The 353-nt window shown below is 74.8% G+C and carries 1 pseudogene; it reads right to left on the bottom strand.

Features of this window, described 5'->3' with window-relative positions:
- Positions 1-253, bottom strand: a pseudogene (locus ACFR9S_RS09575) (protein-L-isoaspartate O-methyltransferase family protein); the annotation flags it as partial.
- Positions 254-353 lie beyond the last annotated feature (100 nt).

Here is a 353-nt window from a genome sequence, read left to right as displayed (position 1 = left end):
CCCCGCCCGCGCCGACGACGAGCGCCTCATCACCCTCCCGCGGGTCGAGCGCGGTCAGGAGTCGCGCGACCGTCCCGGGCGCGAGCGTGACGGCGCCGTCGACGGTCCGCGGGCGGTTGTCGTACGGCGCCTCCTCGACGAACTCCCGGCGCGGCACCGTCCGCATCGCGAGCCCGATCTCCTCCGGGAGCGGCCGGCCCAGGGCGTGTTCCAGCCCGTCGACCATGTCGTCCCGGAGCACCGCGGGGTCCATAGCGGCGGTTCGGTGACGCGGGTATTTGAACTCCGCGGTGCGTCAGATCCCCGAGTCGTCCAGTCGCCCGGCGACGGCCTGGTACGGCGTTCCGGGCACG

This window comes from Halolamina salina (genome assembly GCF_042678005.1).
Taxonomy (GTDB): domain Archaea; phylum Halobacteriota; class Halobacteria; order Halobacteriales; family Haloferacaceae; genus Halolamina; species Halolamina salina.
This window is presented reverse-complemented; position numbering and strand designations above follow the sequence as displayed.